This window comes from Acinetobacter sp. YH12045, from assembly GCF_013419925.1.
Classification (GTDB): Bacteria; Pseudomonadota; Gammaproteobacteria; order Pseudomonadales; family Moraxellaceae; genus Acinetobacter; species Acinetobacter amyesii.
Window position 1 is genome coordinate 1 of record NZ_VOZE01000027.1, and the last position, 7,422, is coordinate 7,422.

Below are 7,422 nucleotides of genomic sequence, written 5' to 3' on the forward strand. Positions count from 1 at the left end.
TTGATTTTTGCAACTTTGAAAAAGTTGCTGACCATGCTAAAGCGAGGTCATGGGGTACAGGGGTTTCCCCTGTCGCAACGTCCACTTTTGAATGAAATGATAAAAGTGGGTAAGTGCGCCCTTCATTTCATTCCGGGAAAACTCCGCTTCGCTACGTTTGATATTGCTCGCTTTGTTTTTTGACTCTATGATGATGTTTGATTATTGATCATCACGGTTTAATACTATGTCAGATATTCAAGAAAAGAAAGATGCAGTTTTAAAGAAGCTCACTAAAGCACAGCAGAAGAAGTTATCTCTACAAGAGCAAATTGAGTATTTGAAAAAAGAACAAGAGCAGATCTTAGAACAGGCAAAACAGAAACAGAATGAGCTTAAACTTAAGCAGCAAAAACTTTTAAGTGAAGCCAAAGCTCAAGAACGGAAAAATGAAACTAGACGGAAAATTTTGCTTGGCGCTTGGGTTTTGAATAAATTTAAGAATGATGAATCTTTTAAACATCAATGGGCTGATTTTGAGCAGTTTTTAAGTGCGGAAAGTAAGACAGAAGAAAATAGACAGAAAGATAAAGAGCTTTTTAATGATCTTTTTAAGGGATAAGTTCTAAATTTCATATAAGAGATTTTATGTTAAATAAAGGTTAACTACTATGAAATGCTAATGTTTGTATTACAGGAGAGGTAGCTCAATTTGTTTGAACAACTAAAAGCTTATTTAAAGTTGAAATTGGCGTAAAATATATAAAACACTCACTTTGTTGAACTGGTATTTTAAGAATGCGAGATGGTATTTACTTCCTTGAATTTCAAGATAATTTTAATGATTTTGGTAATGGAGTTTTTGTAGTACAAAATAATATAATAAATGGTGGAAACTATGCATTTTCCTTTCAAGGTGAAATCATTAATCAAAAATCGAAAGTTATTATAAAACAACATGATAATAGTATAGAAAAAGCTATAAATGAAACTTTAAATGTATCTATTAAAAAGACGAATTATGATTATGAATTATTAGGGAGTATTACTAATAGACCTAATTTAGTCGTTTATATAAAAGCAAAATTTATAGGTGACTTATTTCTAAAATTAACATAATACACGTTATGCGAAGTCAAAAATGGGAGCTCTAAGCTCCCATTTTTAGTCTTTAATGCGCTTTTTCGCTTCGTCATAAACTATGCTGTCAGCTCGTTTCCCAACCGTAATGAGCAAGATAACTACCTGATCATCTTTAACTTGATAAACTAGTCGGACTCCAGCCTTTAATAATTTAATTTTGTAGCAACCTGCAAGATCACCTCTAAGCATATTCTTTGGAATATGTGGCTGCTCTATGACCTTGGCAAGTTTTTTCTTAAATTGATCTCTTATAGCACTAGGAAGCTTTTCCCATTCAGCTGTGAAGTCCTTATGACGTAAAAGCTTATAAGTCATCTAAAGTAATTTCCTCAAACATTTCTTTAGGATCATTAATACGTTTACGAACAATCGCTAATAGCTCGGTATCCTCTTCTGAGAGTAAGGCTTTTTGTACAGGGAGTTTCCCAGTCGCTGCAATGTATTCAAGGACATTTGTAAAAAACTCAGTAGGTGCAATACCTTGTTCTCTTAGAACTGAATAAGATTTTTCTTTAAGGGCTTCATCGACCCTGAAGTTAACAGTAGCCATTATTTTTCCCATTTATTGAATGCATAGGAATATTGTAATGCAAGTTGCATTACGTGGCTAGTTCGTATAATCCGTATTATGTTAATTTCAGAGAAACTATTACAAATAGAATATTACTTTTATATTCTCAAATGAGCCGCTATCTTTCTTAAAAAATACTATAAATAACTGTTATTACTGATTATTATTTTTTAAATCAGGGCGAATTTTATAAATATTATTTTGGAGTTCAAAAATATGACTGAGAGCTTTTCCTATCAGTAAGATATTTTCTCTATTTTCTAGTGATGGATCTGATTGAATCTTACTAGGAATACTGTCTAATAATATTGCAGCTTGATACAAATCATCATTTATTTTTTTTAATTGATCCATTTTTCTCTTCTATATATGTTGGTAAGGATCCCAATCATATTACATTGAGATCCTGATTTATTAGGCCGTGGTATATCTTGTTGTAGCTTCTCTAGTTTCTGAACTAAAAAGGTTTAATAATCTATCCGATGATGGTACAGGAAGATTTGGTGGATTCCAATCACCTGTAGTGATGCATGTATTTAAAGAGTTTCCACACTCTGACATTCCACCGCTACCAGCAGACCCATAGACATCAATACAGTCTGCATAATATTCTGCACACATCACAATTCTTTCGTTAAATAATATGAAGGCGTTGTAGGATCATATGCAAGAGCAAGACTACTAGTTATTATTGTACTAATTAGAACTATTTTTTTTAAGAACATAAGAAAATTGCAAAAGTGCATATTCTAAAAGCGGACATTTTTACTTTGGAGAAACCGGACATTTCTACTTTGGGCTTACATCTAAGTTTCGTATAACCGCCATTATGTTAAATCGATGATAAAAGGCTCGACTCATAGAATTATTCATTTAGAAGTTATAGGGTATTCATCATGAATCTGCAAAACAAAGTCATTAAAATCAATTAATTGATATATCATTCTCTGCTTGTAGAATAAAATATTTACTTCTATATATTCAGCTTTATAACATTTTGTTCTATCCATTTTTTTTATAAAATTTGGAAATTGCTTCTTAAATGGAAAATAGGGTCTAACTAAGTTCTGGCTCTTTAAACCATCAACTAAAAAATAATAACTATCTATCGAGATATATGCTCCTGTAGATTTTCTTGAATGGGGCTTATAACCTAGATAACACATTTCTCCAACTTTAAAGTTTCCCTGTTCATATTGTTTATCTACCATTTTTGATACAAAGATAGAAAATAAAATTTTAAAAATTAAAAATAAAAAAAATAATAAAAGTGCTCCAATTAAAAGTACTCTTCTATGATAAAGATCCATCTGCATTCCTTTTAAAATTTTATTTTTAATATTTCTAAAATTAACATAATACCAATTATACGAAATGCGTTATAATTATCCTTATAATTCAACGCTGTAGTTTATAGTTGATAGCCCGAGTTTCCATGACCGGGCTTTTTTTATGATTTTTCACGTTCCACGCCTACTATTTAATCAATGTTTCACACTTTTGATTAGCTCAATTGAATAATCAGGATGCCTGGTCTTTTTCTTTTTGGCGTTTATCCAGCTCTTTTTTCAGCTCCTTTTTATCCTGGTACGATGCGATCAGCATGATCGGGATCAACAGTGGGGCCACAATAATGCCTAGGGCAATGTCTTTCAGTTTCGGCATGATCTTTCTCCCTTAGTCATTATCAAAAACAGCATTCAGTACACGGCCAAATAAGCCACGTTTTTTCTTTGTCTCATAATGCGTATTTGGTACGTGTTTTGGTGTTTCATTAGGGCGTGTCACCAATGTCTCATGGGATGTTTTAATTTCACTATCTCTATTATTATCAATAGTTTCACTTATTCCATTATTGTTGTCGCATGGTGCATCATTGGAATGTGTCACTGGTGTATCATGAGACATTTTTTCTTCAGACTCTTTATGCCCTAATAGCAATTGAAAGCGGTCTATTTGATCTAAATAGCGTTTCTCACGATCTTTGTATGACTCAATTTCCTTTTTCATAAAATCAACAAGCTGACGTAAATCAGCATCATCTTTAGACTGATCCACTTCTTGTTTTTGTTCATGCTTTTTGATCGGCTCTCCAAAGCATCGGATGACTTCTGCAATATCAAAAAGACCATCAGCGCTTCGAGATATACGCCCTTCTTTTATGGCCCTATATAGCGTAGAACGACTGACGTTAAAGCGGTTAGATACTTCACTTAGTGATAATTTAGCCATTTACTAAATCCTTTTATTTAATGGCATATATCCCACTTTTTTTAGGTATGGATATAGTTCTTTGATTTTTTCAGGATCGTGAAGCATCTCAGCAATACGAATAGCAAATTGTGGATAGCTTTCAGTTCCCTGGGAATACCGACCCATTTCCGGTAGCTCTGAAAGTTTATTGGCAAACATGTGGCGTTGTGCATCGGTCATTTGGGTAAAGAGATCTACCGTGTTTGGATCTCTTTCTGAAGGTATCGAATCAATTTTTTTATGCTTAAAAGTGAATGATAAGCCTGAGATAGATCTTCCTGTTTTGTACTGTTCGTATTTTACATGTATATCAGTCAGCTCATTGATTTGCTTTATGGCTGGTTCTAAAACACGACTTTTAAAATTAACCATTTTTTGATATTCATTCATCTCAAGTCCTAATTTTTCTCTGAACTCAGATAAAGAAATAACAGGTGTTTTTCCTACGTCTCTCCAAGCAATTAGAAACTCATATAGACGAATAGCATATTTGCTAGTTAGTTGCGCAACCTGTTTAAGTTGATAGCTCGTAAAGTGCTTTTCCAATCTTGTAATAAGAGGAACAACATCTGGTGCAAAGGTAACTTCTAATGTAGCAAGGTCATCAACATATGCAATTCGGCTAACCCAGCGGGATTTGACTACAATTTCTTTGTTTGTATCTTTATGAATTTCCTTAAAAGAGAACTTTCTTTCAAAAAGATTATTAACTGCATTTTTTAGAGCGTTATACGCAGCTTCTTTGGTGACATCAAAGCGAGAAGCATAATCAGAAGCATGGATTTCTAATTTACTGTCGGATGAGATCCCTTGGCCTGTTTCTCTTGCTCTTATTATTGATAAAAGGATAAGCCGTTGCTCGGTTACTTCGAGATTATAACTGGCATTAATTAAGGCATTATCTTTTACTACTAAGTCATTTTTCATAAGACTGCATAGGTTATAAGTGTTATTAAGACTACATTAGCATTCGATGTAATCAAATGCAAAGAAATTGTAGTCTTATGACAAAGAAATTGTAGTCTTATGACAAAGAAATTGTAGTCTTATGACAAAGAAATTGTAGTCTTATCCACCTTGAAAGCCTTGCAAACAAAGGTTTTCAGAGAGTCTAAAAGCATTTAAAAACTTTAAAATAATTAAAAGCCCAGGCAAGGAAAAATTGCCCTTGGTTTTCGCTGCGCTCAAACTCTATTGAATCTCGCTTTCGCTCGATTCGTTGGGGCAATTTTTTGGCTCATTGGGTTGTGACTTTAAAAAAAAGCAAAAGCAGCTCGGAATTCGCTTCGCTCATGAGCTTTTTACTCGCTTCGCTCGACATAAAGCCATCGTAATCAGTTCGCACCCATTCGGGATGCTCTGATTCTGAGTTCTTGATACACAGGGGAGCCTGTAATCAGGGAAAAACAGGTGAAAAAATTTAGATCCCTGTAGTTCGCTCGTAGACACTCGCTAAATGCTCTCATTTGCGATTTAAGAGTTTTTTCTTAACTCAACTATAAATCTACTGTGGTTTAGCAAAACATCGCTAAAAACCCTATTTTTTTGCGTTTAAACAGCATTCACCAAGGTCGGTAATCGTTTTTATTTTCATTTTCTGGTTTTTTAGGCTCATTTTTTTGCTGTTTTTCCAATTCTTGCCGTCTTAGAAATGCCAAATGTTCTCGTTCGCGTCTATCTTGTTCATAGCGTTGTTCTCTTTGCTCTCGTTCTTTACGTAATTGCTCTCTAAATTCACTTTCTCTGCGATCATTTTCAATTTTTCGTTGGCGATCCACTTCCGCTTGGCGTACTTGCTGCATTCTTTCTTGTTCAATTTTGAGATCATCTGCCCGTTTTTCGACAAGGATAGGTTTCATATCATCATTAAAATCATGCAGGGTATCGAAAGAGTGAACGTACTCTCGTTTTAGCTTTTGCCAGAAAGTGGGTTTTATCGTTGGTCGTTCAATCCCATTATTTTGCAGTATCTCTGAGCATTGGCCTAAGCGTTTGACGACATTCTCAATATCGTATTCTTTAGCAAGTTGTTCGACCTCGGTTGCGTATTCTCTCCAGTTCTCATTTTTTGCCTGTTCTACTGATTTTTCAGTCGCATAAAAATCAGGTTTTTTTATATCTCTGTAAGTATGATGGTAAGAGTCATAAAACAAATTATCGTTACGTAGGTAAAAATCGCTTTTGTTTTCTGCTAACCATCGTTTTGTCTTGGTGAGATTTGATTCAATCTGTTTTTGATTATTAGCAGCATTGCTTTGAATGGTGTAAAACTGACTAGCAAATTCTGCATAAATATCCTGGCAACGAATGAAGTCATCATATGCGTTGTCAATCTGTTGAACCTGTTGTTCTTGCAGGCGTTCTTCTTCTAGGTTGAGATGTTCTAATTCTGCTAAAAGCTCTTTTTCTTCTGCTTCGGTTAACTGAAGTTCGTTCTCTAGTTGGGTAATCTGATCTTCTAATCGACTTGGAACAATAATTTCTTGATCAAGGCCCTTGATGATCTGTTGGTATTCTCGTGCAGCATCTAAATTTTTGGCTTTGATGGCTTCATTTTCAAGTGCAATTCTTGGTAGCACAATTTCAGTGTTACGTTCGTCAAGCGGTCTTTTTTGTTCCTCATCATATTGTCTGCGAAGTGCTGTAGCTTCATGCCCTTCATGATGGGTGGGTTCAAGAAAGTCTAAGCCCTGATCCTTGTAACTCCGGTGGTCGATGCGTTCATCTAGTCCAGCATTTTCCAATACTGTGTTTACAACATTGGCAAAAGTTGCTCGGCTGTCCTTCAGGATCTCGGGACCATGGTCGTTGAAGATTCTTTGTTTCTTTCCTAATTCGCCTTTTTCATTGATGAGTCTGGTCGTGAACATGATGTGTACGTGATAGTTTTTATTATTGGTTTCATCGTTATGTTCATGTGGTGCATGGATGCAGGCATCGACAATAACATTGTGCTTGTTCACAAAGTCTCGGCAAAAGTCATCAACGATTTTTATGCGTTCTGCATCTGTTAATTCATGTGGTAAAGCACAGATATATTCTTTGGCGAGTCGTGCATTGGCTTTCATTGAGCCATTGGCATTGAATTCTTTTTTTTCTACTGTATTCCAAAGTGTTTGACGGTCTAAAAGTTTTGTATTGGTATGTTCTGGTGCATAAATATTTTTGTATTCAAGTCCCTTTTTTTTAGTGTAGTCCTGAGTCTTTCCAAAAGTCAGATCCTCTAATTTTTCACAGGCACGATAAGCAGCACAAGCAACGGCTGAACGTCCGTCACTTCGTGAGATGTTGCTTTCATTCAAATGAAAAATTGCCACTTTAAAAACCTAAATTTCTGCATACCGTGGTTTTGATTTTTGCAACTTTGAAAAAGTTGCTGACCATGCTAAAGCGAGGTCATGGGGTACAGGGGTTTCCCCTGTCGCAACGTCCACTTTTGAATGAAATGATAAAAGTGGGTAAGTGCGCCCTTCATT

The 7,422-nt window shown here is 35.0% G+C and carries 11 protein-coding genes; 3 read left to right on the forward strand and 8 right to left on the reverse strand.

What is annotated here, in order from left to right:
• From FTU02_RS16265 to FTU02_RS15975, 3 genes are all read left to right on the forward strand, one after another.
• Positions 1-183, forward strand: a 183-nt coding sequence (locus tag FTU02_RS16265) for a hypothetical protein (protein WP_218956204.1), incomplete at its 5' end; no start/stop codon positions are given.
• Between the two features lie 43 nt (positions 184-226).
• On the forward strand, positions 227-601 hold the full coding sequence (locus FTU02_RS15970) for a hypothetical protein (RefSeq protein WP_086322809.1): 375 nt from the start codon (positions 227-229) through the stop codon (positions 599-601).
• Between the two features lie 176 nt (positions 602-777).
• A complete protein-coding gene (locus FTU02_RS15975; RefSeq protein WP_179997607.1) occupies positions 778-1,098 on the forward strand; it encodes a GrlR family regulatory protein in 321 nt (106 codons plus the stop codon).
• A gap of 45 nt (positions 1,099-1,143) precedes the next feature.
• On the opposite strand, the gene FTU02_RS15980 is transcribed toward FTU02_RS15975, so the two are convergent.
• The 8 genes from FTU02_RS15980 to mobQ all read right to left on the reverse strand — a co-directional run bounded on the left by FTU02_RS15980 (position 1,144) and on the right by mobQ (position 7,263).
• Positions 1,144-1,437, reverse strand: a complete 294-nt coding sequence (locus tag FTU02_RS15980; protein ID WP_074947749.1) for a type II toxin-antitoxin system RelE/ParE family toxin — start codon at positions 1,435-1,437, stop codon at positions 1,144-1,146.
• Positions 1,427-1,672 (reverse strand): type II toxin-antitoxin system RelB/DinJ family antitoxin, encoded by a 246-nt coding sequence (locus FTU02_RS15985; protein WP_111885987.1) that lies wholly within the window; start codon positions 1,670-1,672, stop codon positions 1,427-1,429. The genes FTU02_RS15980 and FTU02_RS15985 overlap by 11 nt, the downstream gene beginning before the upstream one ends.
• A gap of 174 nt (positions 1,673-1,846) precedes the next feature.
• Positions 1,847-2,047 (reverse strand): hypothetical protein, encoded by a 201-nt coding sequence (locus FTU02_RS15990; RefSeq protein ID WP_163146734.1) that lies wholly within the window; start codon positions 2,045-2,047, stop codon positions 1,847-1,849.
• A gap of 515 nt (positions 2,048-2,562) precedes the next feature.
• Positions 2,563-3,003 carry a hypothetical protein gene (locus FTU02_RS15995; RefSeq protein ID WP_180009762.1) on the reverse strand — a complete coding sequence of 147 codons (441 nt, stop codon included), beginning with the start codon at positions 3,001-3,003 and terminating at the stop codon, positions 2,563-2,565.
• Between the two features lie 211 nt (positions 3,004-3,214).
• The gene (locus tag FTU02_RS16000; protein ID WP_167514224.1) at positions 3,215-3,358 is read right to left on the reverse strand and encodes a hypothetical protein; all 144 of its coding nucleotides are present in this window, start codon (positions 3,356-3,358) and stop codon (positions 3,215-3,217) included.
• Between the two features lie 12 nt (positions 3,359-3,370).
• The gene (locus tag FTU02_RS16005) at positions 3,371-3,925 is read right to left on the reverse strand and encodes a plasmid replication DNA-binding protein (protein WP_180005593.1); all 555 of its coding nucleotides are present in this window, start codon (positions 3,923-3,925) and stop codon (positions 3,371-3,373) included.
• A 3-nt stretch (positions 3,926-3,928) separates the two neighbouring features.
• Positions 3,929-4,873: a replication initiation protein RepM gene (gene repM / locus FTU02_RS16010; protein ID WP_068912167.1), complete on the reverse strand. Its 945-nt coding sequence runs from the start codon at positions 4,871-4,873 to the stop codon at positions 3,929-3,931.
• A 635-nt stretch (positions 4,874-5,508) separates the two neighbouring features.
• On the reverse strand, positions 5,509-7,263 hold the full coding sequence (gene mobQ / locus FTU02_RS16015) for a MobQ family relaxase (protein ID WP_257245712.1): 1,755 nt from the start codon (positions 7,261-7,263) through the stop codon (positions 5,509-5,511).
• Positions 7,264-7,422: the final 159 nt, after the last annotated feature.

Coding starts and splice junctions, on each gene's coding strand:
- FTU02_RS15970 (WP_086322809.1), top strand. CDS start 227: ATGTCAGATATTCAAGAAAAGAAAGATGCAGTTTTAAAGAAGCTCACT.
- FTU02_RS15975 (WP_179997607.1), top strand. CDS start 778: ATGCGAGATGGTATTTACTTCCTTGAATTTCAAGATAATTTTAATGAT.
- FTU02_RS15980 (WP_074947749.1), bottom strand. CDS start 1,437: ATGACTTATAAGCTTTTACGTCATAAGGACTTCACAGCTGAATGGGAA.
- FTU02_RS15985 (WP_111885987.1), bottom strand. CDS start 1,672: ATGGCTACTGTTAACTTCAGGGTCGATGAAGCCCTTAAAGAAAAATCT.
- FTU02_RS15990 (WP_163146734.1), bottom strand. CDS start 2,047: ATGGATCAATTAAAAAAAATAAATGATGATTTGTATCAAGCTGCAATA.
- FTU02_RS15995 (WP_180009762.1), bottom strand. CDS start 3,003: ATGGATCTTTATCATAGAAGAGTACTTTTAATTGGAGCACTTTTATTA.
- FTU02_RS16000 (WP_167514224.1), bottom strand. CDS start 3,358: ATGCCGAAACTGAAAGACATTGCCCTAGGCATTATTGTGGCCCCACTG.
- FTU02_RS16005 (WP_180005593.1), bottom strand. CDS start 3,925: ATGGCTAAATTATCACTAAGTGAAGTATCTAACCGCTTTAACGTCAGT.
- repM (WP_068912167.1), bottom strand. CDS start 4,873: ATGAAAAATGACTTAGTAGTAAAAGATAATGCCTTAATTAATGCCAGT.